This is a genomic window from Bradyrhizobium sp. CCBAU 53421 (genome assembly GCF_015291625.1).
Classification (GTDB): domain Bacteria; phylum Pseudomonadota; class Alphaproteobacteria; order Rhizobiales; family Xanthobacteraceae; genus Bradyrhizobium.
Genome location: NZ_CP030047.1, coordinates 2,698,820 through 2,724,569, shown reverse-complemented (window position 1 = coordinate 2,724,569; position 25,750 = coordinate 2,698,820). Strand labels below are relative to the sequence as shown.

23 protein-coding genes are annotated in these 25,750 nt (G+C 65.5%); 10 read left to right on the top strand and 13 right to left on the bottom strand.

Features of this window, described 5'->3' with window-relative positions:
- Positions 1 to 119 precede the first annotated feature (119 nt).
- Positions 120 to 1,310, bottom strand: a complete 1,191-nt coding sequence (locus XH92_RS12795; RefSeq protein ID WP_194459527.1) for an MFS transporter — start codon at positions 1,308 to 1,310, stop codon at positions 120 to 122.
- A gap of 90 nt (positions 1,311 to 1,400) precedes the next feature.
- On the opposite strand from XH92_RS12795, the gene XH92_RS12790 reads away from it, so the two are divergent.
- The 3 genes from XH92_RS12790 to XH92_RS12780 all read left to right on the top strand — a co-directional run bounded on the left by XH92_RS12790 (position 1,401) and on the right by XH92_RS12780 (position 4,855).
- A complete protein-coding gene (locus XH92_RS12790) occupies positions 1,401 to 2,201 on the top strand; it encodes a helix-turn-helix domain-containing protein (RefSeq protein ID WP_194459526.1) in 801 nt (266 codons plus the stop codon).
- A 158-nt stretch (positions 2,202 to 2,359) separates the two neighbouring features.
- A complete protein-coding gene (locus XH92_RS12785) occupies positions 2,360 to 3,712 on the top strand; it encodes a malonyl-CoA decarboxylase (protein ID WP_194459525.1) in 1,353 nt (450 codons plus the stop codon).
- Between the two features lie 135 nt (positions 3,713 to 3,847).
- Complete coding sequence (locus XH92_RS12780) at positions 3,848 to 4,855, top strand: IS5 family transposase (RefSeq protein ID WP_194455643.1); 1,008 nt, start codon at positions 3,848 to 3,850, stop codon at positions 4,853 to 4,855.
- 291 nt (positions 4,856 to 5,146) lie between these two features.
- On the opposite strand, the gene XH92_RS12775 is transcribed toward XH92_RS12780, so the two are convergent.
- The 9 genes from XH92_RS12775 to XH92_RS12735 form a co-directional block, all read right to left on the bottom strand.
- Positions 5,147 to 7,516 carry a TonB-dependent siderophore receptor gene (locus XH92_RS12775; RefSeq protein WP_194459524.1) on the bottom strand — a complete coding sequence of 790 codons (2,370 nt, stop codon included), beginning with the start codon at positions 7,514 to 7,516 and terminating at the stop codon, positions 5,147 to 5,149.
- Positions 7,517 to 7,813: 297 nt separating this feature from the next.
- Entirely contained in the window at positions 7,814 to 8,875 is a 1,062-nt protein-coding gene (locus XH92_RS12770) for a hypothetical protein (protein ID WP_194459523.1), read from the bottom strand.
- Positions 8,876 to 9,041: 166 nt separating this feature from the next.
- Positions 9,042 to 10,211: a mandelate racemase/muconate lactonizing enzyme family protein gene (locus tag XH92_RS12765; RefSeq protein ID WP_194459522.1), complete on the bottom strand. Its 1,170-nt coding sequence runs from the start codon at positions 10,209 to 10,211 to the stop codon at positions 9,042 to 9,044.
- Between the two features lie 129 nt (positions 10,212 to 10,340).
- Positions 10,341 to 10,601, bottom strand: a complete 261-nt coding sequence (locus XH92_RS12760) for a DUF3297 family protein (protein WP_194459521.1) — start codon at positions 10,599 to 10,601, stop codon at positions 10,341 to 10,343.
- On the bottom strand, positions 10,598 to 11,074 hold the full coding sequence (locus XH92_RS12755; RefSeq protein ID WP_194459520.1) for a glutathione peroxidase: 477 nt from the start codon (positions 11,072 to 11,074) through the stop codon (positions 10,598 to 10,600). Before XH92_RS12755 ends, XH92_RS12760 begins: the two co-directional genes overlap by 4 nt.
- 1 nt (position 11,075) lies before the next feature.
- Complete coding sequence (locus XH92_RS12750; RefSeq protein ID WP_194459519.1) at positions 11,076 to 12,467, bottom strand: amidase family protein; 1,392 nt, start codon at positions 12,465 to 12,467, stop codon at positions 11,076 to 11,078.
- Positions 12,468 to 12,539: 72 nt separating this feature from the next.
- On the bottom strand, positions 12,540 to 13,109 hold the full coding sequence (locus tag XH92_RS12745; RefSeq protein ID WP_194459518.1) for a c-type cytochrome: 570 nt from the start codon (positions 13,107 to 13,109) through the stop codon (positions 12,540 to 12,542).
- Positions 13,110 to 13,222: 113 nt separating this feature from the next.
- Positions 13,223 to 14,497, bottom strand: coding sequence for a sorbosone dehydrogenase family protein (locus XH92_RS12740; RefSeq protein ID WP_194459517.1), 1,275 nt, complete (start codon positions 14,495 to 14,497; stop codon positions 13,223 to 13,225).
- A gap of 168 nt (positions 14,498 to 14,665) precedes the next feature.
- Positions 14,666 to 14,923, bottom strand: a complete 258-nt coding sequence (locus XH92_RS12735) for a hypothetical protein (RefSeq protein ID WP_016839844.1) — start codon at positions 14,921 to 14,923, stop codon at positions 14,666 to 14,668.
- A 324-nt stretch (positions 14,924 to 15,247) separates the two neighbouring features.
- Between XH92_RS12735 and pqqA the strand changes: the two genes are divergently transcribed.
- From pqqA to XH92_RS12700, 7 genes are all read left to right on the top strand, one after another.
- The gene (gene pqqA, locus XH92_RS12730; RefSeq protein ID WP_035635412.1) at positions 15,248 to 15,328 is read left to right on the top strand and encodes a pyrroloquinoline quinone precursor peptide PqqA; all 81 of its coding nucleotides are present in this window, start codon (positions 15,248 to 15,250) and stop codon (positions 15,326 to 15,328) included.
- Positions 15,329 to 15,502: 174 nt separating this feature from the next.
- Positions 15,503 to 16,432, top strand: a complete 930-nt coding sequence (gene pqqB / locus XH92_RS12725) for a pyrroloquinoline quinone biosynthesis protein PqqB (protein WP_194459516.1) — start codon at positions 15,503 to 15,505, stop codon at positions 16,430 to 16,432.
- 20 nt (positions 16,433 to 16,452) lie between these two features.
- On the top strand, positions 16,453 to 17,208 hold the full coding sequence (pqqC, locus tag XH92_RS12720; protein ID WP_194461237.1) for a pyrroloquinoline-quinone synthase PqqC: 756 nt from the start codon (positions 16,453 to 16,455) through the stop codon (positions 17,206 to 17,208).
- Positions 17,209 to 17,218: 10 nt separating this feature from the next.
- Positions 17,219 to 17,527 carry a pyrroloquinoline quinone biosynthesis peptide chaperone PqqD gene (gene pqqD, locus XH92_RS12715; RefSeq protein WP_076865728.1) on the top strand — a complete coding sequence of 103 codons (309 nt, stop codon included), beginning with the start codon at positions 17,219 to 17,221 and terminating at the stop codon, positions 17,525 to 17,527.
- Positions 17,524 to 18,744, top strand: coding sequence for a pyrroloquinoline quinone biosynthesis protein PqqE (gene pqqE, locus XH92_RS12710; protein ID WP_194459515.1), 1,221 nt, complete (start codon positions 17,524 to 17,526; stop codon positions 18,742 to 18,744). Before pqqD ends, pqqE begins: the two co-directional genes overlap by 4 nt.
- On the top strand, positions 18,734 to 19,711 hold the full coding sequence (gene pip, locus XH92_RS12705; RefSeq protein ID WP_194459514.1) for a prolyl aminopeptidase: 978 nt from the start codon (positions 18,734 to 18,736) through the stop codon (positions 19,709 to 19,711). The genes pqqE and pip overlap by 11 nt, the downstream gene beginning before the upstream one ends.
- 97 nt (positions 19,712 to 19,808) lie before the next feature.
- The gene (locus XH92_RS12700; RefSeq protein WP_194459513.1) at positions 19,809 to 20,333 is read left to right on the top strand and encodes a DUF2867 domain-containing protein; all 525 of its coding nucleotides are present in this window, start codon (positions 19,809 to 19,811) and stop codon (positions 20,331 to 20,333) included.
- Positions 20,334 to 20,521: 188 nt separating this feature from the next.
- Here the strand turns inward: XH92_RS12700 and XH92_RS12695 are convergent, their stop codons facing one another.
- From XH92_RS12695 to XH92_RS12685, 3 genes are read right to left on the bottom strand one after another with little or no spacing between them, the layout of a single operon-like run.
- Entirely contained in the window at positions 20,522 to 21,715 is a 1,194-nt protein-coding gene (locus XH92_RS12695) for a DUF1501 domain-containing protein (protein ID WP_194459512.1), read from the bottom strand.
- Positions 21,716 to 21,730: 15 nt separating this feature from the next.
- Positions 21,731 to 23,275: a DUF1800 domain-containing protein gene (locus XH92_RS12690; protein ID WP_194459511.1), complete on the bottom strand. Its 1,545-nt coding sequence runs from the start codon at positions 23,273 to 23,275 to the stop codon at positions 21,731 to 21,733.
- A 35-nt stretch (positions 23,276 to 23,310) separates the two neighbouring features.
- Positions 23,311 to 25,629, bottom strand: a complete 2,319-nt coding sequence (locus XH92_RS12685) for a caspase domain-containing protein (RefSeq protein ID WP_194459510.1) — start codon at positions 25,627 to 25,629, stop codon at positions 23,311 to 23,313.
- Between the last annotated feature and the right edge of the window lie 121 nt (positions 25,630 to 25,750).

The following is a 25,750-nucleotide window of genomic DNA, read 5'->3' as shown; positions in this document are numbered from 1 at the left end:
GAACAAGTTCGCCAAGCGTGACCAAGTCACGGATTGCCGCCATTGGCCGAGCGGCGCTCCCGCCGGTCGGCGGGAGCACCTTGTCTCAACGACGAACCGGCTGTCGAAGCTGCGCCGCGTCAGCCCACCTGCGTGGCAGGGGTGCGGATCTCGCGCGGCAGGATAATCGCGGCCGCGATCGCCAGCAGGCACAGCGCCGCGAACGCGCGCAGCATCATGGAGAAGCCGCCCTGATCATACAGCCAGGCCACCAGGCCGACGGAAGCGCCCGCCGCGGTGAAGCCGACGAAATAGCGCACCGCATAGGCGCGCGAGCGCCATTCCTCGGTCGTGTACTTGCCGACCATGGCATCGTTCACCGTGACCTGGCCGAACGCCCCCATCACGATGCCGATCGAGACCACGATCAGCGGCAGATTGGACAGGCTCGCCGCCAGATAAAGGAACGGCGCCAGCAGGAACGACAGCGGCAGCGCCACCGTCTTCAAGGAATATCGGTCGAGCAGCTTGCCTATCGTGTACTGCGTCATCGCGCCGAACACATAGACCCCGGCCGCGATCACGCCGAGCAATGCCGGGCTCTTGGTCAGATCCGAGAGCCGTTCGGCGAACAGCTTTGGCAACGCCACCGTCACCGCGTTGAACGTTGTCGAGATCGCGATCACCACGATCAAGAGCGACAGCACCACCCGCCACATGTCTTCCTTGGCGACGCGCACCTGGGCTGCGGCCTGCCTGGAGCCCTTGCGGTCCTCATGGACCACCGTCATCGCAAAGGCGATGCCGATCAGCACGGTGACCGTTCCGGGCGCGATGAAGGCCCAGCGCCAGCCGAGATACTGGCCGATCACGCCGGTGACCAGCGCCGAGGAGGCGACGCCGAGATTGCCCCAGACGCCGTTGACGCCCATCTGGGCGCCGAGCTTCTCGGCATAGGACACGATCATCGCGGTGCCGACCGGATGGTAGATCGAGGCAAAGACGCCGATCGCCAGCAGTGCGGCGCCGAGTTGCAGCGGCGTCTGCACGAAGCCGACCGAGATCATCGACAGCCCGATGCCGACGAAGAAGATCACCATCATGTGGCGGCGGCTCCAGCGATCGCCGAGCCAACCCGTGACCAGCGAGCCGGCGCCGAAGGCGATGAAGCCCGGGGTCGCATAGGGCAAGAGTTCCGAATAGGCCATGCCGAGCGCCGGACCCATGATGATGACGGCGGCCGCGAAGATCAGCATCGCATAGTGGTCGATGAAATGGCCGGCGTTGACGAAGCCGATCACCCGGCTCGGACTATTGCTTGGACTGTTCATGGGCAAATCTTTCACCGGCACGTCTCTTCACGCGATTCTTCAATTGCTCGAAAATAGGTTATAGGTGCTTGCCCTGACGGGATGTCGCCAATGACTATCGCTGAACCGCCAATAAGAGCCCTGCACCAGGACCGGCGCGTCACCGGCGACGGCGTGCATCTGGTGGCGCGCTCCTATGAGAAGGGCGTCCGGCTCGACCCGCACATGCACCGCGAGGCACAGCTGGTCTATGCCGCGAGCGGCACCATGCAGGTGACGACGCCGAAGGGCCGCTGGCTGGTGCCGCCGGACCGCGCGGTGTGGGTCCCTGCCCTGCTTCCCCATGCGATCGACGTGCTCGCCGACATCGAGATGCGCACGCTGTATTTCGACCAGGCCTGGCTCGCGCGCGAGAGGCGCAGCAACAGCCTCGGCCATGAATTCGTGGTCCGTGTCTCGCCGCTGGTGCACCAGGCGATCCTTGCGCTGTTCGACGCATCATGCGGACGCGAGCGCACCGATCTGCTGATCAGGCTGGTGATGCTGGAGTTGCACCAGGCCGAGGATTCCGCGACCTTCATCCCGCTGCCGCAGGAGCCGCGCTGCCGACGCGCCGCCGACATCGTGCTGGCCGATCCGACCAGGGACCACGAGATCGATGCGCTGGCGCGCACCGTCGGCACCTCGGCACGGACGCTGTCGCGGCTGTTCGCGGCGGAGACGCAGCTCTCGTTCAAGAGCTGGTGCCAGCGCGCCCGCATCGCGGCCGCGATCGAACGGCTGTCGACCAATGCGAACGTGTCGGTCAAGCAGGTCGCCTCCGACCTCGGTTATGCCAGCGTGCCGGCGTTTTCCCACGCGTTCCGTCAGGTTACCGGCAAGACACCGACCGCGTTCGCGGAGAAAACGTGAACGGGATTTGTCACCGGGCGCAGCGATGACGAATTATACCGCTGTCGCGCGGCGACATATTTCCGTACGATCCATGCGCTTGATTGCATTCCTGCCGACCTTAAATCCCGTGTAAGGTCCGGCTTCACTGGATACGACCCGCTGGATACGACCCGTAAATGGCCAACGCTTTCTTCTCCGACCTGCTCTCGACGATTTCCGAACGCGGCCGCGTCCTGCTCGGCCGCGCCAGCCCGGCCGACGACAAGCAGGATGCGTCCGAACTGCTGGAACTGTGCGAGGCGCTGCTGTCCGGCCGCGGCGAAGCCTCCGGCACCGCGATGGCGCGCGAAGTGCTCGACCGCTACCACCACCTCGACGCCGCCGGGCGGCTGTCGTTCTTCCAGACGCTGGCGCGCGATTTCGGCCCCGATCACGCCAGGCTGGCGCAGGCGATCGAGAGCTGGCGCGCCAAAGCCAATGGCGACGACGCCAGCGACCTGCATTTCGCCTCCGAACCGCGCCGCCAGGAACTGATCCGGCGGCTCAATCGCGCACCGGGCGGCACCGGCGAGCTGGTGTCGATCCGCTCGGATCTGCTTTCATTGATGAAGGGCAACAAGGACCTCGCCGCGCTCGATCGCGACGTGGTGCATCTGCTCTCGTCCTGGTTCAACAGGGGATTCCTCGTGCTGCGCAGGATAGACTGGTCGTCGCCGGCCAATATTCTGGAGAAGATCATCCGCTACGAGGCCGTGCACGAAATCCGCGACTGGGACGATCTGCGCCGACGCATCGATCCGGTGGACCGCCGCTGCTACGCGTTCTTCCACCCGGCACTGGCCGACGAGCCGCTGATCTTCGTCGAGGTCGCGCTGACCGAAGCCATCCCGGGCGCGATCGCGCCGCTGCTTGCGGAAGAGCGCGAGCCGGTGCCGGTCGAGAAGGCCCGCACCGCGGTATTCTATTCGATCTCCAACACCCAGCGCGGGCTCGGCGGCATTTCGTTCGGCAGCTTCCTGATCAAGCAGGTGGTCGAGGAGCTGCGCCGCGAATTGCCCAAGCTCGACAATTTCGTCACGTTGTCGCCGGTGCCGGGCTTCATGCAGTGGGTGAAGCAGGCCGATGACGTGCCGCTTACCGACGAGGATCGCCAGCTGCTCGAAAGCCTCGGCAAGCCGGACTGGTCCGAGAACGCCGAGCTCGCCGCGCAGCTGCGCGCCGTGCTGGAGCCGCTCGCCGCCTATTACTTCCTGAAGGCGCGGACGCCGAAGGGACGGCAGATCGATTCGGTCGCGCGCTTCCATCTCGGCAACGGCGCCCGGCTGGAGCGGATCAACTGGCTCGGCGACCTCTCGCCCAAGGGCCTGCGCGAATCCGCCGGCGTGATGGTCAATTACCTCTACCGCCTCGACGACATCGAGAAGAACCACGAGGCCTACGCCAACAACGGCGAGGTGATCGCCTCGAGCGCGGTGAAGAAGCTGTTGAAGGGCGAAGGCCGGCGGCTGCTTGACATGCGGTTGGGGTGACGGGGATGTAGCGCCATCCCGTCGTTGCAGAGAGTGAATGCTCAGCTTGCTCAGTGTCATCACCCGCGCATGCGAGGGCTTTGCAGAAGTCTGCCGGGATGATTCTCTTTGGTGAAGGATTCGCCGGAGGAACGGATGGCGGAGCGGCAGATTGGTCAATTGAGCTTTACCGACGGGCTGGTGAATGACGCGGCTCGAGCCAACGCGCCTTTGCAGCGAGTATCGGAACTGGTCGACTGGAGCGCGATTGAAGCGCTGCTGAGCGGCTTGCGTAGCGGGTCGATGGGAGCGCCCGCTTACCCGTCGCTGGCGCTGTTTAAGGCGCTGTTGCTGCAGCAATGGTATGGGTTGTCCGATCCGGGCCTTGAGGAGGCGCTGGTGGACCGCCTGTCGTTCCGGCGCTTCCTGGGCCTGTCGCTGAGTGAGCCGGTACCGGATCATTCCACGCTGTGGCGTTTCCGCGAACAGCTGGCCAGGAGCGGGCTGGCGGAGCGCGCTTTTGCCCTGATTACGGCGCAGATCGAGAAGTCCGGCTTCGTCTTGAAGCGCGGCACATTGATTGACGCTTCGCTGATCCGCTCGGCGGTTAATCCGCCCGAACCACCGGATCCCGATTTGCCCCCGGATGCGGACGGGCGCCCCGCCAGCAAGCTGGTCAAAAGCCCTCACGATCCTGACGCCGCCTGGACCAGGAAGGACGGCAAATATGCCTTCGGCTACAAGATGCACGTGGCGATGGACCAAGGCAGTCGCATCATCCGGCGCCTTGCCTTTACGCCAGCCAATGTCAACGACACCGTGCCCGCCGACGAGCTGATCTGCGGCGACGAGGCAACAGTCTACGCTGACAAAGCCTACGATACCATCGCGCGACGTGGGCGGCTGAAGCAGATGGATATTCGCGACGGCATTATGCGCAGACACAACCGCTGGCTTCGCTTGGGGCCTTGGGCGGTGCGTCGTAACGCGGTCATCTCGCATCGACGCGCGCCGATCGAACCGTTGTTCGCATTGCTCAAGCGCGTCTACGGCCTTGCGCGTGCCCGCTATCGGGGCCTGATACGCAATGCCGCAGCTTTCCAGCTCGCCGCGACCGCGATCAATCTCCAGCGATGGGCCAGGACGCCACCCCACATCGCCTAACCAAACGAGGCACCCAGCCATCATGGCTGGCCCGTCCAGCCGCTAACCGGCCCAAACAACAGCCGTCCGGCCCCGTCGAGCTGTTCGACTTTCGCAAAGCCCTCGCGCATGCGGGTGATCCAGTATTCCAGAGGCCGCAGTGCTTGAGCCGAGGGGCCGCAGCGTACTGGATCGCCCGGTCAAGCCGGGCGATGACAGCGATTGACGAGGATATAGCCTCACATCCGCTCAGAATGACGGAGCAGTGAACATCGACAACAATGACGGCGCGGCGATCGACTCCCCCGGCGTTCAGAACCTCGCCCTCACCGACAGCCGCACCGTGCGTCCTTGCCCCGGCGAGATGTTGTTGTTGCCATCGGCCGACGCCCAATAGCCCTTGTCGAAGATGTTCTCGACATTGAGCTGGGCGCTCCAGGTCTCGTCGATCTTGGCGTAGACCGCCGCGTCGAAGCGGACGAAGCTCGGCAGCCGCACGGTATCGTCGGACGAGGCGAAGGAATCGCCGAAATAGATCACGCCGAGCGCGGCCGCCCACATCGGGGTGAACTGATACTTGTTCCACCAGGCAAACTGATTGTACGGCACGAGCTGGACGCGGTTGCCGGGCACGACGGTTGCCGAGGTGGCGCCGGTGATCTTGGCATCGGTGTAGGCATAGGCCAGCGACGACTGCCACTGTTCGGTGACATGGCCGGTCAGGCTCGCCTCGATGCCGCGCGTGAGCGTGCTGCCCGAAGGGAAGAAGAAGCCGGGATTGTTGCCGTCGGGGATCGGCTGGTTGGTGCGGTTCAGATTGTAGGCCGCGGTCGAGAACAGCAGCTTCGGATTGATGTTCCACTTCATGCCGAGCTCGACATTCTCGAAGCGCTGCGGCTGCAGGATCAGCGTGCCGGCGGTCAGCGAGCTGAACTGGTCGCCCGAGGCCGGCAGATAGGAGATGCTGTAGGCGGTATAGACCGACATCTGCTCGATCGGCTTGATGATCAGGGCGGCCTGCGGCGACACCAGATTGTCGACGCGGCCGCGATTGGTGTTGGTGTTCATGTCGGTCGCCGACATGTCGAAGCGATCGAAGCGCGCGCCGGCGATGATCCGCACGGCGCGGGAAATCTCGATGGTGTCCCTGACATAACCGGACTGGATGTTCAGCGCGTAGCGGCTGTTGGAGTCCGGCGTGGTGACGCCGTCGGTATTGGTGCCGGTGAAATGGTGAAGGAACGTCACCGTGCCGAAATAGGTCGGCGCGAACGGGTTCTGCACGATGGTGTTGGTGCCGTTCGGGAACACGCCGGTGTTGCGGATGTCGACGCCGCTCTGACGGCCGAACTCGGTGCCGAAGCCGACGGTGTGGAACAGCGGCCCGGTCCAGGTCTTGTAGGTGAAATCGGTCTGGTTGAAGACGTTGTCGCGGTTCGTCGTGTGCTGATAGGCGCCGAGGTTGACCGCGGTATCCGCCGGGTTGACCGCGCCCGCCAGCGCGCCGCCGGTGGGATAGACGTTCTGGTAGAACTTCTGGTAGTCGGCGGCGATGGTGCCGTTGCGCACCGTCAGCCCGTTCTCGAAATCGTGCTCGATGATGGCCATGCCGGTCTGCACCGTCGCCTGCGCGGTGTTCAGGCTCGGGCTGCCGAAGAAGGTCGAGAAGTCGCCGTTCGGCGCGAACGGCGTCGTCGGGTTGAAGCGGGTCGCGCCGCCCGGCAGCCCCTGCGAAGGGTTGCCGCGGTCGGCGGTGCGCTCGTCGTGGAAGTACTCGTAGCTGAGCTTGATTTTCGTGTTGTCGTCGGGTTTCAGCGTCACCGTCGGATTGATGCCGTAGCGCTCGAGATGGTTGAAGTCGCGGAAGGCGTCGGCGCCCTCGTAGAACACGTTGAGCCTTGCTGCGACGTTCTCGTTGATGGCCTGCCCGGCGTCGAGGGTGACGCGTCGATCGCCCCAAGAGCCGGTCTGCGCCGTCGCCTCGTAAACGCGGTTGCCGTCCGCCTCTTTCAGCGTGCGGTTGAGCAGCCCGCCGCCGGCGCCGCGGCCGAAGGTCAGCGCGCTCGGCCCCTTCAGCACCTCGATACTCTGGGCGTTGTACATGTCGCGGAAATACTGCACGTCGTCGCGGAAGCCGTTGACGAAGAAGTTGGCGCTGGAATCGACGCCGCGGATCACGAGCTCGTCGCGATTGCCCTCGCCCTGATGCACCGCGACGCCTGGAACGTAGCGGGTGACGTCGGTGACGCCCTGATAATTCTGGTCGCGGATCTGCTCGCGCGTGATGACGTTGAGCGATTGCGGAATGTTGACGATCGCGGTGTTGATCCTGGTCGCAACCTGTGTGCTGTTGGCGAAATAGCCCGACGTGCCGGTGCGGGCATCCTGCGATTCCGCGAATGGCTTTGCCGCGGCCGCAGACTCGATCCGCCGCGCGGTCTGGCTGCGCCGGCCTCGAGCTGCGGCGGTGTTGCGCGAAGTCGATGGCGCGCTGCGGCGACGCTGCGTGGCCGGCGGGGTGACGGTCACCGGCGGCAGCGACGATGCGGCTTGCGCCGGCACCGACTGCGCCTGTGCAGATGACGCTGCGAACGGAACGCTCAGTGCAAGATAGCTCGCGGTGAGCAGCGCCAGCTTCGCAAGCCAAGCGATGCGGCGATTATTCTGTGATCTTGATGTCATGACGTCGTCCCCAAGCAACGCTCGCCTTGCGTGAAGGCGATGCGCGTCCTCTAGAGACGTGAGGTGCAGTGCGTCCAGACGACGGGCGTCGGAAAATTTTTGCGCGGCGACGGAATAAAATCGCGACGAAAGCGCGCAGGTGCTGCGCGAACCGCGCGTCGGGTGGGAAAAGTCAAGGATGCAAACGGTTTCCGTCGGCTTCCGGATTTGCGCCGGGAAACCAAGAACGGCGCTTACGCGCCGCACTTCTTGTAGGGATTCCAGATTGTAGCGCTTCTAAAGCGACGAAGAGTGTCCTCACGCCGCCGCGGATCGCGGCCGCAGCCCCGCCGGCAGATGCGTGTCGATCCAGCCAGTGATCGCGCGCTCGTTGCGATGGTAGACGAGGCCTGCGGCGATCACCGCAATTCCGATCAGCGACAGCGAGAACGGAAACCACAGCGAGTCCTTGAACACGACGTCGGCGAGATGTCCGAGATAGAGGCAGATGCCGAACGCACCGAACACCGCATAGGCGCGCCGCGACAGGATCACGGCGACAGCGACGAGACCGACGTTGAGCAGGCAATAGACCGCTTTCGAGAGCTCGGTCGAACTCGAGGATGCGGTAATGCCGCCCCAGAACGCCATCAGGCCGAACAGATGCAGCCAGAACGCAAAGTCACCATTGCGGCTGCGATAGTCGACGATCCAGGCCACCGCGAGCACGGCGAGGCCAAACCACACCGACACGCGGCGCTGCGTCTCGAAGTCGGCATGCGCGGTGCCGCTGAACCATGGCGCCAGATCCATCGACATGAACCACAGCGCCACCGAAATGATCGCGATGATGAAGGCGAAGCGGAAGTAGCGCAGCGCGACGATGCCGGCCGCAACGGTCGCGATCTCCATGAAGATCCAGCTGCCCTTCACCCAGACGTAGAAGTCCTGCACGGTTCCGGGCTTGCCGAACTTGCCCCACCAGCCGAGTTCGTCCTGGATGCCATAGACCGCAAGCGGCGCCATCGAGACCGCGATCGCGATCAGCAGGCCGCCGGGAACCCGCAAATTCTTGCCGTACCAGAGGTGGTGACCGGCCACGGCGAAAGCGGTGGCGTAGGCGATCGCGCACGCCGTCAGTGCCCGGCCGCCCATCTGGGTGAAGGCCAGGGTCGAGAACAGGCCCATGGCGCCGATCACGATCAGCGCGCCGGCGTACCAGAGCACATGGGCGGCATCGAACCTCGCCGCCGGGCTGGCCTCGCCCGTCGCGCCCGGGCCCTCATGGCTGGCCAGGAAGGCGAGCAACCGGTCCAGATCCGCCGGGCTGATCACCCCGGCATCGGCGGCTTCCCGAAGACTTTTCGTTGAATATGGCATGCGGCGATCCTCATGGCCGGTTCCGGCGCCTCCCGGGTGACCCGGGAACGGCGTCTCTCCCGTATGAGTATAGCGGAACGTGAGCAACGTTCAATATTTTTTGAGCGACGCTCAATTAATTTTGCAAGTAGATTCAGGCCCGCCGGGCCGGCCGGACCGGCACGGGCTAATCAGCCAGCGCCTTCATCTCCTTGTAGAGATCCGACTTGCCCTCGAAGCCGATGCCGGGAAGGTCGGGCATGACGATGTGGCCACCCTCGACCCGCACGCCATCGGGGAAGCCGCCATAGGGCTGGAACAGGTCGGGATAGCTCTCATTGCCGCCGAGGCCGAGGCCGGCTGCGATGTTGAGCGACATCTGGTGACCGCCATGCGGGATGCAGCGGCTCGGCGACCAGCCGTGGGTCTTCAGGACCGCGAGCGTGCGCTGATACTCGCAAAGACCGTAGGACAGCGCGCAGTCGAATTGCAGCCAGTCGCGGTCCGGCCGCATGCCGCCGTAGCGGATCAGGTTGCGCGCGTCCTGGTGGCTGAACAGGTTCTCGCCGGTCGCCATCGCCCCCGGATAGAACTCGGCCAGCGCGGCCTGCAGCGCATAGTCGAGCGGATCGCCGGCCTCCTCGTACCAGAACAGCGGATACTCCCGCAGCATCTTGGCGTAGGCGATTGCGGTCTCCAGGTCGAAGCGGCCGTTGGCGTCGACCGCGAGCTGCGCCTCGCTGCCGATCTCCTTCAGCACCGCTTCGATGCGCTCGCGGTCCTCGGCAAGCGGCGCGCCGCCGATCTTCATCTTCACGACGTTGTAGCCGCGGTCGAGATAGCCGCGCATCTCCTTGCGTAAGCTCCCGAGGTCCTTGCCCGGATAATAATAGCCGCCGGCGGCGTAGACGAAGACGCGCGGATTGGCGGTCACGCCGTGACGCTCGGCGAGCAGCCGGAACAGCGGCTTGCCCGCGATCTTCGCCACCGCGTCCCACACCGCCATGTCGATGGTGCCGACCGCGACCGAACGCTCGCCATGGCCGCCCGGCTTCTCGTTTGACATCAGGGTCGACCAGACCTTGTCCGGATCGAGATTGGCGCCGGAGCTATCGAGCAGCGATGCCGGATCGGCTTCGAGCAGGCGCGGCGCAAAGCGCTCGCGGATCAGACCGCCCTGCCCGTAACGGCCGTTGGAATTGAAGCCATAGCCGACCACCCGCCTGCCATCGCGCACCACGTCGGTGACCACGGCGACCAGGCTCGAGGTCATCTTGGTGAAGTCGATATAGGCGTTGCGGATCGGCGAGGAGATCGGCTTGGTCACCTCGCGGACGTCGACGATGCGGACGGACATGCACAGCCCTTCAAGTTAGATCGTCACCCTCTCCTCGTCATTGCGAGGAGGGAAGCGACGAAGCAATCCATTTCTCAACGAGCGGAGACGTGGATTGCTTCGCTTCGCTCGCAATGACGGTGGAGGCAGTCAGGACTTCGCCTTGTCCCGGAAATACGGCTCGACCGGCCCGTGCACCTTGATGGTCAGCGGGTTGCCGTAGCGGTCCTTGGCGTTGCCGGCGGTGACGCGCACCCAGCCCTCGCTGATGCAGTATTCCTCGACATTGGTCTTCTCGGCGCCCTTGAAGCGGATGCCGACATCGCGGGCGAGAATCTCCGCGTTGTAATACGGGCTGTTCGGATCGACCGAGAGGCGGTCGGGGAATTGGTCGTTGATGTCGTCGCTCATAGCAGCGCCTCGATTTCCTTCTTCAAACCTTCGGGCCGGGCGGTCGGCGCATGCCGCGCCACGACCTTGCCGGCGCGATCGACCAGGAACTTGGTGAAGTTCCATTTGATCGCCGGCCCGAGCAGGCCCGACTTCTCACGTTTCAGATGTTCGTACAATGGATGCGCGCCACTGCCATTGACGTCGATCTTGGCGAACATTGGAAACGTCACGGCGTAGTTGGTCTCGCAGAACGCGGCGATCTGCTTCGCATCGCCCGGCTCCTGCGCGCCGAACTGGTTGCAGGGGAAGCCGAGCACGGCGAAGCCGCGCGGCGACAGCCCGGCGTGCAGCTCCTGCAGGCCCTTGTATTGCGGCGTGAACCCGCAGGCGCTCGCGGTGTTCACGATCAGCAGCACCTGCCCCTCGAACCGCCGCAACGGCATGTCGTCGCCGGCGAGCGACTTGGCTGTGAAATCGTAGACCGTCGCCATCTTAAATCACCGGATCGATCGGCGACGACGGCGTGCCGCCGGCCTCGACCGCCTCGCCCGCGGCAAGGCAGAGGTCCTCGCGGTAGCGCCCGGCCACCAGCTGCACACCTACCGGGATTCGCCCGACGAGGCCCGTGGAGACGACAAGCCCCGGCAATCCCATGAAGGGGATCGCGATCTGCGGCAGCTGGGCGTGCCAGACCCGCGCGAACGACGCCTCGTCCTTGCGGTCGAGATGATCGGGGAACGGCAGCTCACCGGACACCGGCATCAGCAGCACCGGATATTTGTCGAAGAAGGCGAACCACTCGCGGGTCAAGGTGGCGCGGCGGGTCAGCGCCTGCGACAGGTCGAACGGATGCACTTTGGAGCGGACGCCGCGCAGGCAGGCCAGCGCGCCGGGATCGCCCTCGCGTTCGGCGAACGCAAGCTGGGCCTCGTAACCGTCGCCGAGCCAGAGCCGGGTCTGGATCTCGGCCGCCTCGCGCAGCGACGGCGTGTCGGCGATCTCCTCGACGATCCAGCCGGCCTCGCGCAACCGCTTGCCGGCATCGGCCACCGCGGCGACCACTTCCGGCACCGGGTTGAGGCCATCGGGATTGAGGCACATCGCAACCCGCTTCTCCCGGGGCGGTCCGTCGAGCGGCACCGGCGCGTACCAGGGATCGCGATAGTCCGGCGCCGACATCGCCGCGAGCGAGATGCGCAGGTCGTTGACGGTGCGCGCCAGCGGGCCCGACACCGCGCTGATCTGCGGGCCGATCGGACGCTCCGGCAATGCCGAATTGAAAGCGGGAATGCGGCCCATACTCGGCCGCAGGCCGTGCACGCCGCAGGCATAGGCCGGATAGCGGACCGAGCCCGCGATATCGGTGCCATGCGCGATATGGCCGATGCCGGCCGCGACCGCGGAGCCCGCGCCGCCGGACGAGCCGCCCGGGGTGATACCGGGGTCGCGCGGGTTCTTGGTGTCGCCGTGAATGAGGTTGGTGGTGAACCAGCGATAGGACACCGCCGGACAATTGGTGCGGCCGAGCAGCACCGCGCCGGCCTTGCGCAGATTGGCGACCACCGGATTGTCGACCTTGGCGATGACGTCGCGCTGCGCCTTCAGCCCGTTGGTGGTGGCGTAGCCCTCCTGGTCGACATTGACCTTGATGGTGACAGGCACGCCGGCGAGCGGCCCGACCGCCTCACCGCGCGCAATGGCCGCATCAATCTTGGCTGCCTGTGCCAGCACGTCGTCCGGCCGGTGATCGACCACCGCATTGATCTTCGGGTTGACCGCATCGAGCCGGGCGAGCCCGGCCTCCGCCGCCTCCTTCGCCGATACCTTCTTCGATTTGATGAGGGAGGCGAGTTCAGCCGCCGACAGACGCCAAAGATCCTGCATGTGACACTCCGTATGACGGAGGCGTTTTAGCCCCACACGAACAGCAAGGCCAGCGGCCCGCCGCCTGATGTTTCAGCGGACGTGCGCGATGTAATAGGCAAGGTCGCCGATCTGCTCCTTGGTGACCGTCTGCATCACGTCGGCCATGGTGGCGTCGTAGCCGTGGCGGCTGTTGTCCTTGTATTCGGCCAGCGTCTTGGCGAGGTAGTCCTCGCGCTGGTTGGCGATGCGGGGGACGTTGTCCTTGCCCGAAAAATCGGTGTTGTGGCAGCTGTTGCAGCGGTTCTGCTGCGCCAGCGCCTGGCCGCGCGCCATCCGCGCCGGATCGCCGGCGTCCGCGGGCGGCGCGGGCTTCGGCAGGGTGGCGATGAAATCGGAGAAGGCGCGCAGATCGTCGTCGGTCATCGGCTTCGCCATCTCGTTCATCGGGTCGAATACCCTGAGCTTCTCGCGGAACATGAAGAGCTGGATCAGCGCATAGGGCGCCGTCTGGCCGCCAAGCGACGGCGTGTTCTCGGTCTCCGACATGCCATGCTCGCCATGGCAGGCGAAGCATGCCGCAGCGCGCTCCTGGATGGTCTCGGCATTTGCGGAAAGAGCAGTTGATGCAAACAGGAGCACAGAGATCATGATCTTACGCATCGTCTGCTCCTGATTTTCTCAGTGTCATTCCGGGGCGCCCGAAGGGCGAACCCGGAATCTCGAGATTCCGGGTCTGGTGCTGTCGCACCAGCCCGGAATGACGTTAGCGGTTGTTACTGATTAGCGACCTTCGGCTTGCCGTAGCTGACGCGATAGACCGCGCCGTTCCAGTCGTCGGACACCAGCATCGAGCCATCCTTCAGCAGCATCACGTCGACCGGGCGGCCGACATACTTGTTGTCCTCGAGGAAGCCGGTCAGGAACGGCTCGACCGACTTCACGGTGCCGTCCTTGTTCAGCTTGACGACGACGACGTCGCCGCCCTGCTTCTGCGACTTGTTCCAGGAGCCGTGACGCGCCACGAAGATCGCGTTCTTGTAGGCCTTCGGGAACTGGCTTCCGGTGTAGAAGCGCATGCCGAGCGAGGCGGTGTGCGGACCCATCAGGCCGACCGGCGCGGTGTAGTCCTTGCAGTTCTTGCCCCAGCCGAGCTCCTGGTCGATGATGTTGCCCTGGTAGCAGAACGGCGCGCCGAAATCCTCGCCCGCCTTGGTGACGCGGTTGAGCTCGTCCTCCGGCACCGTCTCCGACAGCCAGTCGCGGCCGTTGTCGGTGAAGTACATCTGCTTGGTCTCGGGATTCCAGTCGAAGCCGACCGAGTTGCGGACGCCGAGCGCGTAGACCTCGGCGCCGGAGCCGTCGAGATTCATGCGGCGGATCTGACCGTGATCGGCGTCATGCAGCACGTTGTTGCCGGGCTGGCCGACCGGGACATAGAGCTTGTTGTCCGGACCGATGGCGATGAACTTCCAGCCATGCGCCTCGTCCTTCGGCAGCTTGTCGTAGATGACGGTCGGCTTCGGCGGGTTGTCCAGATTGTCCTCGATCTTGTCGATCTTGGAGACCTTCGAAAGCTCGGCGATGTAGAGCGTGCCGTCCTTGAAGGCGACGCCGTTCGGGCGGTAGAGGCCGGACGCGATCACCTTGACCGAGCGTTTGCCGTCCTTGTTGACGATCGCATAGACCTTGTCGACGAGGCGGCTGCCGACGAACACGGTGCCCTTGTCGCCGAGCGCCAGCGAGCGCGCATTGGCCATGCCGGCGGCATAGACCTCGACATTGAAGCCGGCCGGCACCTTGAGCTTGGCAAGCGGCAGCTTGTCCGGCGCTGACGGCAGTGGCGGCGGTGCCACCGGCGCGAGCTTGGCGGCGGCTTCATTGTCCGGGCGCCCGATCAGGGGCGAGCCCGGCGGCAGCGGCTGGGCGGCCGGCGCGGCACCTGCGGCCGGCGCGGCCGCCGGCTGTTGCGCCGCAGCAGAGAGTGTGAACGCCCCGAGCATGACGCCCGCGAGCAGCAGGCTGCGCGGTGCGAACGAGTGTTTTTTCATGGTGATCTCCCCTGGGTGGAAGCCGTTTGTTCATTGCGCCATTGAGGTCGACCGGCGCTATCAGGCTTTCCGTTCATAGTCTTGCGAATTTGTCCGGACAATTGCAATCGGAAACATGCCGGCATCGGCCAACGCATGGTTGCAGCCACGCGTGCCTGTCGGCCTATCTCAATGCCTTGTCATGGAGCGGTCCGGGCGATCGAGAATCGCCTCGGTGAATGGAAACTCCAGCACGATCTCGCCCTCGTCGTCGGTCACCTCGATCACGGCGCTGAGCAGCGCGCCGTCGGCGCCCTCGGTCTTGAGCAGTTCGCGAATCATAGCCCGCGCCATCTCCCACGCGCGATCGGGATCGCGCAGGATTTCGCCGTCGGGATCGGAGATCAGCTCGTCGCCGATACGGGTATTGAAGAAATAGCGTGGCATCGGCTGAACTCGGCTCGGTTAGTCGCCTCCCGTCACCGGGAAGCACAGAATCGTCATCAGGACCTTCGGAGGATCGAACGGCCCCTGTCTCTTAGTCCAAGATCACCATTCACCGTGTGGCGAACAACAGGAAAAAGGTCTGATGGCACCGGGTTTTGACGGGAAATGCGCGCACAAATTTGTGACTGGCCGGAATTCACCCTTCGCAGTGCAGCATGTCCTTGAGCAGAGCAGCTTGCGAAAAATTTAAGTGGCGAACTTTTCGAACCGCAGTAGTTTAATTGCAGGGCGGAAAGTTCGTCCGGTTGCAACAAGGAGAGCCTAATGGCCTGGAAAGCACCGAAGATCGTCGAAGTGTCGGTCGGCATGGAAATCAACATGTATATGTGCGCCACCCGCAAGTAAGCGGCAGCGCCCTATACACGTTTAGCGTTTTAGCGCAGGTGGACATCCGGGCGTAACGCGCTCCCGAGCATGGGGGTGTGTTCCAAAGCCGGGGTCCACCTCGTAACGTTTCTGGGCCCAGGTTAGCGGGTCGAAATCGTTGGGTCCGAGTCAAACGTCTCCAGGGGACGGATCATGCTTCGTGTCGTCGTCCTGGGTGCCGCAGCGGGTGGCGGCGTTCCGCAGTGGAACTGCGGCTGTGCCGTCTGCAGGACGGCGCGAAGCGACCATCCCGAATTGCAGAGCACGCAAGCCTCGATCGCCGTCAGCGGCGACGGCGCGCACTGGTTCCTGGTCAACGCTTCCCCGGATCTGCGCCAGCAGCTGATCGCGACGCCACAGCTGCATCCGAAGCACGGCGCCCTGCGCCATAGCCCGATCGCGGGCGTCATCCTCACCAATGGCGAGATCGATGCCGTCGCCGGGCTGCTGTCGATGCGCGAGGGCTCGCCGTTTGCGATCTACGCGCATGAACGGGTGCTGGCGATCCTGCGCGCGAACAGCATCTTCAACGTGCTGAGCGACAAGAACGTCGCCCGCCGGCCGATCGCCGTCGACCACGCCTTCGAACCGGCCCTGCCCGACGGATCGCCGTCCGGGCTCGAGGTGCTGCCGTTCGAGGTTCCCGGCAAGGGTGCCTGGTATCTCGAAGGCAAGGCGCACCCGGCGGGGGCCGACGGCGTTGGCGATACGCTTGGCCTGCGTATTGCGGACAAGCTCAGCGGCAAATATTTCTACTTCCTGGCCGCCTGCGCCCGGGTGACCGACGAGCTGAAATCCCGGCTCAAGGGCGCGCCGCTGGTGTTCTTCGACGGCACGGTGTGGCGCGACGACGAGCTGATCGCGGCCGGGCTTGGCAACAAGACCGGCCAGGGCATGGGACATATCGCGATGTCGGGCGATCAGGGCGCGATCGCGAGCCTCGCCGGGCTCGACATCGGACGAAAAGTGTTTTTGCATATCAACAACTCCAACCCGGCGCTGCTTGGGACCTCGGCCGAACGCAAGGCGGCCGAACAGGCGGGCTGGCAGATTCCCTCCGACGGAACGGAGATCGTGCTGTGAATGTCGTGCCTACAAACGGAATGACCGCGCTCTCGATCGGCAAGGGCATCACGCTCGACAGTGCCGAGGAGATGGAAGCGACGCTGCGCACGATCGGTGCGACGCGCTACCACAGCCTGCATCCGTTCCACCGCCTGCTGCACGGCGGCAAGCTCAACAAGGGCCAGGTCCAGGCCTGGGCGCTCAACCGCTATTACTACCAGAGCACGATCCCGCTGAAGGACGCGATGGTGATCTCGCGCTTCCGCGATCGCAACACGCGCGTCGAGTGGCGGCATCGCATCGAAGACCACGACGGCGATATCGGCAGCGAAGGCGGCATCGAGCGCTGGCTGAAGCTGACCGAAGGCCTCGGCCTCGACACCGCCTATGTGGAATCCACCGAAGGCATCCTGCCGGCGACGCGCTTCGCCGTGGAGGCCTATGTGCATTTCTGCCGCGACCGCACGCCGCTGGAGGCGATCGCCTCCTCGCTCACCGAATTGTTCGCGCCGAACCTGCACGAGGAGCGCATCTCGGGGATGCTGAAGCACTACGATTTCGTCAACCCCGACATCATGAGCTATTTCAGCCGCCGCCTGACCCAGGCGCCGCGCGATGCCGGCTTTGCGCTCGAATACGTCAAGCAGCATGCGAAGACGCCCGCCGAGCGCGAGGCGGTCTGCAACGCGCTGATCTTCAAGACCAACGTGCTGTGGGTGCAGCTCGACGCGCTGTATCACGCCTATGTCGATGGCCAGATTCCGCCCGGCGCCTTCGTGCCGAAGCCAAGTTAGAGACAACATCATGGCCAGCCGCAACATCAGCGTCAGCGAGACCAGCCGGCCGAAACTGCCGCGCCATACCAAGCTGAAATTCGACGAAACGCGGCAGGTCTGGGTGATCCTGGCCCCGGAGCGCGTGCTGGCGCCGGACGAGATCGCGGTCGAGGTGCTGCAGCTTTGCGACGGCGTGCGCAGCGTCGCAGAGATGGTGGATCAGCTCGCGGAAAAATACGCCGCGCCACGCGAGGCGATCGCGACCGACGTGATCGCGATGCTGCAGGACCTGGCCGACAAGGGCTTTCTCACCGAAGCGCGCGAGAGCACAGCATGAGTGACACGCTCGCCGGCAACAAGACAACGACGGCAGGCCCGACCGACGGGCTCGCGGTGCTCGAGCAAACCCGCTCGGCGGCCGAGACCTACGGCATCCCGCTCGCGGTGCTGCTCGAGATCACCCACCGCTGCCCGCTGCAATGTCCGTATTGCTCCAACCCGGTCGAGCTCGACCGCGGCTCGACCGAGCTCACGTCAGAGGAATGGAAGAAGGTGCTGAGCGAGCTTGCCGAGCTCGGCGTGCTGCAGGTCCATTTCTCCGGCGGCGAGCCGACCGCGCGCAAGGACATCGTCGAGCTGGTGCAGCACGCGACCGATGTCGGGCTCTATTCCAACCTGATCACATCAGCCGTGCTGTTGACCAGGGACAAGCTTTCGGCGCTGTCCGATGCCGGCCTCAGCCATGTACAGATCAGCTTCCAGGGCAATGAACCCGTGGTCGCCGATCGCGTCGCGGGCCTGAAGGACGCACATCGCAAGAAGCTCGAAGTCGCGAAATGGACGCGCGAGCTCGACATGCCGCTCACGGTGAACGCCGTGATGCACCGGCAGAACCTGCATCAGCTGTCCGACATCATCCAGATGGCGGTCGACCTCGATGCCGACCGGCTCGAAGTCGCCAACGTGCAGTATTACGGCTGGGCGCTGAAGAACCGCGCCGCGCTGATGCCGACGATCGCGCAGATCGAGGAGACCAGCCGGATCGTCGAGGAAGCCCAGGCGCGCCTGAAGGGCACGCTCGCGATCGACTATGTGGTGCCGGATTACTACGCGCTGCGGCCGAAGAAATGCATGGGCGGCTGGGGTCGCCAGTTCTTCAACATCTCGCCGGCCGGCAAGGTGCTGCCGTGCCACGCCGCCGAGAGCATCACCGGGCTCGAATTCGAATCCGTCCGTTCGAATCATTCGATCGCCTGGATCTGGCAGAACTCGGAGGCCTTCAACCGCTATCGCGGCACCGGCTGGATGCCGGAGCCGTGCAAGTCTTGCGAATTCCGCGAGGTCGACTACGGCGGCTGCCGCTGCCAGGCCTTTGCGCTGACCGGCGATGCCGCCAATACCGACCCGGCCTGCGCGCTGTCGCCGCGGCACGAGGAGATCTTCAAGCAGGCCGAGCAGGAATCCGCCGGCACGCAGAACCGCTTCCTCTACCGCAACTTCGCCGGCGGCACGCTGGAGACGGACGAACACGGAGACCAGCGCAATGGCGCCTGATGCCGATGCCGGCAAGGCTGCAAGGCGCGCCGATCCCTTTGCTCCCCTGACATCGGAGTGGCTCGATGTCGGCGACGGGCACAATTTGCACGTCGAGAGCGTCGGGCGCGAGGGCGGCATCCCAGCGGTCTATCTGCATGGCGGCCCGGGCAGCGGCTGCCAGCCGGATCACCGCCGGCTGTTCGATCCCGAACGCTTTCACGCCGTGCTGTTCGACCAGCGCGGCTGCGGCCGCAGCCGGCCGAAGGGCGGCCGCGACCACAACACGACCCAGCATTTGATCGCCGACCTGGAGAAGATCCGCGAGCGCTTCGGCTTCGCGCGCTGGATGGTGGCCGGCGGCTCCTGGGGCGCGACGCTGGCGCTGGCCTATGCAGAGGCGCATCCGGAGCGGGTCAGCGGGCTCGCACTGCGCGCGACGTTTCTCGGCACGGCTGAGGAACTGGAAGACGTGTTCCTGCGCGCTTTGCCGCGCGTCTATCCCGGCCTCTCCGAGGACTTCCTCAACTTCCTGCCCGAGCCCGAGCGTGCGACGCCGCTTGCGGCCTATTACCGCCGCATCCTCGATCCCGACACAGCCGTGCATGCGCCGGCCGCGCGCGCCTGGCACGACACCGAACGCACGCTGTCGGAGCACACGCCGAAGCAGACCCGGCTCGACCTGACGAAGGCATCTGGCGCCCTGCCCTCAACGCCGTTCATGGAGGCGCACTACTTCGCCAACAATTGCTTCATGCGGCCGAACCAGCTGATGGACGAGGCCGGCAAGCTCGCCGGCATTCCCGGCATCCTGGTGCAGGGCCGTTACGACCTGCTGTGCCCGCCCGCGACGTCGCACGCGCTCGCCGCGCGCTGGCCGGGCAGCGAGGTTCGCATCGTCGATGGCGCCGGCCACATCCTCTACGATCCCGGCATCCGCAACGCCGTGATGAAGGCGATCGCGGACCTCGCGGCGAAAGCGGGTTGAACTTCGGACTACTGTCGGCTCTCAGAGCCCGGTCATTGCACGCGTCCAAAACTGAGAATAGCTCTTCCTATTGGCCCCTTGAACAGGTGACGTCATCATGAGCATGGGTTTCGACCGCAAACCGCAGGTACGCCGGACGACGCCGCCGTCGGAAAGCGTGGTTGCGAGCTGGTACGAGAACGCCAGTTTGCTCGATAGCTACAGCATCGACTTGAATGCATCGGAACAGTCGAGCATGCGCGAGCTGGCGACGCGGACACTCGTCAATCCACCCGCGTGGCAAAAGACGTTGATCGCGCTGCGGGACGCCATGGTCACACCGTTTGGCATCAAGACTTCCGATACGGTCAGGACGTCGCAGGACAGCCTTGAACGGGTGGACTTCTTCCCGGTGCACTGGGAGGGCAAGGACGAAATCGTGCTCGGTGCGGATGACCGGCACCTGGACTTCCGGCTATCTCTGCTGCGACGCCATTCTCCAATGGGCACGTTGCTGATCGCGACAACCGTCGTGCATACCCACAATGCCCTGGGCTTCACCTATCTCAACGCGATCAGGCCTTTTCATCACCTCGTGGTCAGGGCCAACCTGGCGCGCTGTGCTCAGACACAACCGCAGTAGAGCTGCGGAAAGCTCGGCTTTCGAACGATAAACACGGCGGCGCGAAGGCCGCGCGGGCGATATTCCACGATTTCTGAATAATGGAAAAGTACCGCTGAGTTGCCCGACGTGTCAAGTTGCCGGGTCGAACACCGGGAGCCGACGGCTACTGTGCATGGGGTTGTTTTCGATATTTTGCCAGCGCCGCTTCAAACCAGGTTCAGATCCTTCGGCTTGATACCGGTGAAGATGCGCTCCAGGCTCGCCTGCTGCAGGCCGTAGACGTGCTGGATCAGGCCGGCGAAGAACGCCTTGTAGTCGGTCAGGACGGGATAGTCGCGGTTCTGGAACAGCGTCGCCTGCGCGACCTGGACCTGCTCGCCGGCCATGCGTCCACCGTTGATGCCGCCGCCCATCACCCAATAGACGCTGCCATGGCCGTGATCCGTGCCGCGGTCGCCGTTCTCGCGGAAGGTGCGGCCGAACTCGGAGATCACGACCACAACGGTGTCGCGCCACATCGCCGGGCCGATCTCCTCGGAGAAGCCGGCAAGGCCCCTGCCCAGTTCGCCGAGACGATCGGCAAGATAGCCGGTCGCCGCGCCCTGGTTGACATGGGTGTCCCAGCCGCCGACATCGACGAAGCCGAGGTTGAACTGCTCGCGCATCAGCCGGCCGATCCGCCGCGCCGACAGTTCGAAGCCGCGCGGCGACACCGCGCCACGGTTGGCCGCCATCATCTCCTCGGAAACCGATTTGTAGACGTCGTCGCGGACCCGAAAGCCTTCCGACACCGAATTGGCGAGATCGCCCTTGGCATACATCTCCCGGATCAGCCGCGCCTGGCGGTCGTCGACGCCCGGCTTGCTGACGCTGGCGATGCCGATGTTCGGGATCTGGTTGTGGCCGCGGAAGATCAGCGGCAGCTGGTCGGTGAAGGAGATCGGCTTCACCCGTGTCAGCTCGGTCGCGAGCCGGCTCATGAAGCCGGAACGGTAGTCGCGGCTGCCGCCGACCGCCTGCCCGAGCTCGATCGTGTCCTGGGTCTCGAAATGGCTGCGCGAGAGATCATCGCTGGTGCCGGCAAACGGAACGAACGCGATCTCGCGCCTGGCCCACAGCGGATAGATCGAATCGCGCAAGCTTGGATGCAGTCCCCATCCGGCGTCGAGCGCCAGCGCCGCGTTCGGATTGCCGGCGTCGGGCCGTGCGACCGCGAGCGTCGGGCGCGACGCGTAGTAGAACTCGCTGCCGACCGGCACCACCACGTTGGCCGCATCATAGGCGCCGCGCAAAAACACCACGAGCAGGCGCGCGTCGGTGGCGGGCGCGGCCCACACCCGGCCGGCAAGGGTGAGCGAAGCGGAAGCGGCGAAGGCCTTGATCAGTTCACGGCGGTCCATTGGCGAACCTCCCTTTCAGTGCATGAACTCGGGTGACGACAGAAACAGCGTATTCCAGTCCTGCGGCGACACGGCCTGGTCGAGCGCGGCGAGCGTGGTCGGACTCAGCGTCTGCCGGATGTTGCTGAAATAGAGCCCGTTCATGACCAGCGGAAACGCCGGCTGGTCGACGGCGTTGGGCTCGTTCGGCTTGAACAGCCCGGCCGATCCCGAGCCGATCGCACGCGCGATCTCGAAGCGCAGCATCATCTGCCCGGGACCGTTCCAGGCCGCCGACAGCATCGAATAGCCGTCGGGCGTCTCGTGGTTGAACAGGCCCTCGGACAGGCGGTTGAGCCAGCCCTGGATCGGCAGGGTATTGAGGACGACCTTGTTGTCGTAGGCGAGCCGCACCGACGACATCACGTAGAGCATCGGGTCCTTGAACTTGGCGCCGCCCTTCAAGCTCGCGGTGAATTCCGGCGCATGGACCAGCGTCGACATCACGGCCGCGATATCGCCGTCGGTCTTCTGGAAGGTCTGCGCCATCTGCTGCACCAGCGCAGGCGGCGGATTGTCCGACACGAAATAGGTCGCAAGCTGCTTTGCGATATGCGTGGCGGTCGCCGGGTGACGGCAGAGGATGTCGAGGGCATCGTCGACCTCGGCGAGGCCGCGGCCCTTGATCTGATGGCCGAGGAAAGTCTTGTCGCCGAAATCGTGGCGTGCCGGATTGAACTCGAAGGCGCCCTCGCGCACCAGCTGGGATTGCAGCTCGGGCTTCAGCTTCGGATCCTCCGACTTGAAGTCGATGCCGACGCCGGTGAGGATCCGCGCCAGCGCCTCGACATCGGCCTGGGTGTAGCCGGAGCCGACGCCCATGGTGTGCAGCTCCATGATCTCGCGGGCGTAGTTCTCGTTGAGATGACCGGCCGCGTTGTCGGCATTGTCGAGGTAACGCAGCATCACCGGATGATGCAGCGTCGCCGACAGCAGGGTGCGGAACTTGCCGAGCGCATTGGCGCGGATCGCGCGATCCTCGTAGTCGCCGACCAGCACGCGGATGTTGGCCTTGTACTGGTGGACGTTGAAGTGGTTGAACCAGAACCAGGTCAGGCGTTCGCGCAATTGATCCGGCGCGTAGAGCGCGCGCAGGATGGTGCGGGCCGCGGCCTGCCTGGCGCGGTCGTTCATGGCCTGCTGATAGACCTGCTGCGCCGCCTTGCGCTGCTCCGGATCGGCGACCTGGTTGGCGGATTTGCCCTGCTGGTCGAACGAGGCCGCGATGTCGAACGGGAAGCGATGCACGTCCGGCATCGCCTCGATCTGCTTCTGCACGGCGGCCGCCAGCGCGACGTTGGCCGGATGCAGCTGCTCCTGCAGCCAGCGTTCGGTGCCGATCTCGCGCAGATGCGCCGCGCTCGTGGCGTTGACGCCCCAGGTCAGGCGATCGAGCAGCGCGATGTCCTGCGCTGAAAGCTCGGCCGACCGCGCCGGCTGGTGGAACGCCACCAGCGCCGCGATCGTACCGATTGTGAGTTTCGCTGATATCCGCGATCCGAGTGTGGCCGTGATGCTCATGAAGGCTGACCTGCCCGGCTCATGGTGTCATGCCCTCAGTGTTTGCATTTGCCGGGAGGACATGCCGGCGCTGCGGCTCGAGGTGGTGCCGCGGGCCTTGGCGGCGGTGCTGCACGTTGCGCCTGCACTGCCGGCCGTGGTGGCGGCGGCGGGGCGGCGCGCGGCGCCGGTGCGGGTGCCGGACGCGGCGCAACGGCTGCGGCACGCGGCGGCGGAGGCGCGGCTCGCGGCGGAGGTGCGGCCCGTACCGGCGCAGGCCGGGAGACCGGCGCAGGCGACACCGCGGCATGCGCGGGTGCCGAACGCGCAGCCGGCGCCGGCCGTGCCGGGGCCGCGCGGCTTGCCGGCGACGGCGCCGCTGCGGGCTTCACGTTCGTGGTCGGCGCGGTCGCGGCATGCGAGAGCGGTTGCTGCCGCCCGGGCTTGCCGCCGGCCGCGGGCGAAGCCGGCGCGTTGGTCGCGGGGGCAACGGGGGCAACGCCGGGCTTGGTAGGCGGAGCCGGCTGCGCGTTAGCAGGCGCCATGGCTGTCGCCGGCTTGCCGGGCGCCGGCGCACCCGGCTTTGCTCCAGGCTGCGCGGTCCCGGGCTGCGCTGCGCCGCCAGGCTGCACGGTGCCCGGCTGCACGGCGCCATGCTGCTGCGCCGGATTGGCCGGCGCGGTCGCCGACTGCGGCAGCGGCGGTCCGTTCTTCGCACCCGGCAAGGTGTGCGCACCCGGCGCGCCCATCGCGTTCGGCGCGGCGGCTGCGTTCGGCGCAGCGCCGGGCGCTCCCATCGCCGCGCCTTGCGCCGGCGTCACGCCTTGCGGACCGCCCGGCCGGGCCAGATTGGCGCGCTGCATCGCCGCGGCCGGCAGCTGCGGTGCCGCCGTGACCGGCGCACCGCCCATCGCCGCCGTCACCCCGGCGGCGTGGAGCTGCGCCGGCGTCGGGTTGGGATTGTTGATCACCGTGTTGATGACCGTCGTGTTGTGGATGTTGTTGAACACGATGTTGTTCTGCGGCGGCACGACATAGGCCGGTGCGGCGACATAGGCCGGCATCGCCACGAAGAACGGCGTCGGCAGCACGAACAGCCCGATCGGCGGCGGCGGCGGCGGCAGCACGACGAAGTCCGGCGGCGGCGGCGGCAGGAAGAACACCGGCGGCGGCGGAGGCGGCGCGAAGGCGAACACCGGATCGCTGTAGTAGAGCACCGGGCGATCGACATAGACGATCTCGTCGGGCGGCGGCGGCGGCACGTCGTAGTCGAGCGCGGTGAACTGCGGCGGCGGCTCCAGCGCGGCCGACAAATAGGCAAGCCGGCGCCTTGCGTCATAGGCATGCGGCCCGCGCGGATAACGGCGCAGATACGACCAATAGGCATCAGGCGTGTCGGCGTTGTAGGTGCGCCGCCAGGTGATGGCCTCGCGCCGCGCCGCCACGATCGCGCGCACCCGCTTGGCGAGCGGATCGGTCGGATAGGCCTGCAGGTAATCCTCGTAGCCCTGCAGCGTGTCGCGCTCCAGCGCCGCCGCGTAGGCGTCCTGCGCCGGGAAGTCGCGGATCGGCTTGGTGCGCAATCCGGCATCGACCTGCTGCGGCGGCGCGTCCGGCTTGCGCTCGAAGAACATGAAGGGCGCGTCGACCTTCTGGGCGTTCCACGGGATCTGGGCGCCCTTGGTCATCTCGTTGACGCGCAGGCGAACGCGGTCGAACACCTCGGGCAGAGTCAGGCCGCCGGCGCGAATCATTTCCGCCAGCGCCTGCGCGTAAGGCCCGTAAGGCGGCGCGCCGTCAGGGGCGACGGTGCCGGGCGCCGAATTGAAGGCGATCAGCATCTTCGGATCGGGATCGACCAGCGCAAGGCCGCCGGCCAGCGGCTGGCCGTCCTTGGCGAAAGGATTGCTGCGCGCCGCATCGAGCACGATCACGCCGGCCTTGATCGGCAGCGCCGAGAGTTGATGGCTGTAGTCGGAGAGGCGAATCGCCTCGACCGGCACGTCGGTATCGCGGGCGATCTTGGCGTCGACCGGCACGAAGTAATTCTCGCCGGTGAGCTGCACGCCATAGCCGGCGAGGTAGACGAACGCCACCGCATTGGGCCCGGCGTCCTGCACCTTCTGGATGAAATCGCGGAATGATTTGCGCAGCGTCTCGGCGTCGAGATCGCGCGCGCCGATCACGTCGAAGCCGGCGGCCTGCAATGTCTGCGCGATCAGGCCGGCGTCATTTGCGGCGGTCTGCAACGCGCCGGCCTGATAGGCGCCGTTGCCGACGACGAGCGCGAGGCGCTTCTCCTGGTCCTGCGCATGCACGGGAAGCGACACCAGTGACACCAGACCGAAGATCAATGCCCACAGAATGCGCGCCATAGTGGTCGTACCTTTTCTTCTCTAGAGTTGGCGTAACGAATGAAATGCTACCTCTGTGAACCGGCGCTGAACAGGACTGCAGCAATTGTGGCAATCCTTGGTCTGCACGGTCTCGGGCACG

Coding starts and splice junctions, on each gene's coding strand:
- XH92_RS12795 (WP_194459527.1), bottom strand. CDS start 1,310: ATGAACAGTCCAAGCAATAGTCCGAGCCGGGTGATCGGCTTCGTCAAC.
- XH92_RS12790 (WP_194459526.1), top strand. CDS start 1,401: ATGACTATCGCTGAACCGCCAATAAGAGCCCTGCACCAGGACCGGCGC.
- XH92_RS12785 (WP_194459525.1), top strand. CDS start 2,360: ATGGCCAACGCTTTCTTCTCCGACCTGCTCTCGACGATTTCCGAACGC.
- XH92_RS12780 (WP_194455643.1), top strand. CDS start 3,848: ATGGCGGAGCGGCAGATTGGTCAATTGAGCTTTACCGACGGGCTGGTG.
- XH92_RS12775 (WP_194459524.1), bottom strand. CDS start 7,516: ATGACATCAAGATCACAGAATAATCGCCGCATCGCTTGGCTTGCGAAG.
- XH92_RS12770 (WP_194459523.1), bottom strand. CDS start 8,875: ATGCCATATTCAACGAAAAGTCTTCGGGAAGCCGCCGATGCCGGGGTG.
- XH92_RS12765 (WP_194459522.1), bottom strand. CDS start 10,211: ATGTCCGTCCGCATCGTCGACGTCCGCGAGGTGACCAAGCCGATCTCC.
- XH92_RS12760 (WP_194459521.1), bottom strand. CDS start 10,601: ATGAGCGACGACATCAACGACCAATTCCCCGACCGCCTCTCGGTCGAT.
- XH92_RS12755 (WP_194459520.1), bottom strand. CDS start 11,074: ATGGCGACGGTCTACGATTTCACAGCCAAGTCGCTCGCCGGCGACGAC.
- XH92_RS12750 (WP_194459519.1), bottom strand. CDS start 12,467: ATGCAGGATCTTTGGCGTCTGTCGGCGGCTGAACTCGCCTCCCTCATC.
- XH92_RS12745 (WP_194459518.1), bottom strand. CDS start 13,109: ATGCGTAAGATCATGATCTCTGTGCTCCTGTTTGCATCAACTGCTCTT.
- XH92_RS12740 (WP_194459517.1), bottom strand. CDS start 14,497: ATGAAAAAACACTCGTTCGCACCGCGCAGCCTGCTGCTCGCGGGCGTC.
- XH92_RS12735 (WP_016839844.1), bottom strand. CDS start 14,923: ATGCCACGCTATTTCTTCAATACCCGTATCGGCGACGAGCTGATCTCC.
- pqqA (WP_035635412.1), top strand. CDS start 15,248: ATGGCCTGGAAAGCACCGAAGATCGTCGAAGTGTCGGTCGGCATGGAA.
- pqqB (WP_194459516.1), top strand. CDS start 15,503: ATGCTTCGTGTCGTCGTCCTGGGTGCCGCAGCGGGTGGCGGCGTTCCG.
- pqqC (WP_194461237.1), top strand. CDS start 16,453: ATGACCGCGCTCTCGATCGGCAAGGGCATCACGCTCGACAGTGCCGAG.
- pqqD (WP_076865728.1), top strand. CDS start 17,219: ATGGCCAGCCGCAACATCAGCGTCAGCGAGACCAGCCGGCCGAAACTG.
- pqqE (WP_194459515.1), top strand. CDS start 17,524: ATGAGTGACACGCTCGCCGGCAACAAGACAACGACGGCAGGCCCGACC.
- pip (WP_194459514.1), top strand. CDS start 18,734: ATGGCGCCTGATGCCGATGCCGGCAAGGCTGCAAGGCGCGCCGATCCC.
- XH92_RS12700 (WP_194459513.1), top strand. CDS start 19,809: ATGAGCATGGGTTTCGACCGCAAACCGCAGGTACGCCGGACGACGCCG.
- XH92_RS12695 (WP_194459512.1), bottom strand. CDS start 21,715: ATGGACCGCCGTGAACTGATCAAGGCCTTCGCCGCTTCCGCTTCGCTC.
- XH92_RS12690 (WP_194459511.1), bottom strand. CDS start 23,275: ATGAGCATCACGGCCACACTCGGATCGCGGATATCAGCGAAACTCACA.
- XH92_RS12685 (WP_194459510.1), bottom strand. CDS start 25,629: ATGGCGCGCATTCTGTGGGCATTGATCTTCGGTCTGGTGTCACTGGTG.